Genomic DNA, 599 nt, shown 5'->3' with positions numbered 1-599 from the left:
GCTATCAGGCTACTCCGGCGTGCGGCCATTCCACAGTTCTTGCGTGAACGACCCTGCGGTTTTACGAGGCGGGTTGCCTCCCTGCCCCGCCCGCCATGATCGCTGCATCCCGGTTGGTGTGAAATGAACCTCCCGGTGAGGTGACGCAATCAGCGCCTGGAGCGCAACCTGGGTCCGAGCGAGTTCGCTCACACACGCGCTAACGAGCACGCCATGGGTCTCGCACACCCATGAACGCTGTAGTGGCCGCACCTAGCCACCCATGCTTGCAGCCGTCAGCTGCATTTCGTGCTGCACGCGTTGGTCTTCGTCCTGCTGCTGCAGCGCCTGCTGTTGCGCACGCGCTTGGCGTTCCTCTGCCACCGCATCGAATTGCTGCATGGAATCGTCCCACGGCGTCGACACGGCCTGCTGGGTCGACATCCCTGCACGCAACTGCGCGGGATCGCCCATCTCGCCCTGGACGACGAACACGTTCTGCCCGGACCGGGCATCGGCCGTCGCTTGGCTCAACACCACGTGGTCGACGCGGTCCAGCCCGTTGTCCTTCGCCAGTACGAGCAGGCTGCCGGTCAGGCGCTCGCTCATCGCATCGGGTG

Annotated in this window: 1 protein-coding gene; it reads right to left on the bottom strand. The window is 64.9% G+C overall.

Annotation, left to right across the window (positions count from 1 at the left end):
* Nucleotides 1-252 precede the first annotated feature (252 nt).
* The coding region (locus ACXJKJ_RS31270) for an XVIPCD domain-containing protein (RefSeq protein WP_457395503.1) at nt 253-599 on the bottom strand (347 nt) is incomplete at its 5' end.

It is taken from the genome of Roseateles sp. P5_E1 (assembly GCF_054049335.1).
This window is presented reverse-complemented; position numbering and strand designations above follow the sequence as displayed.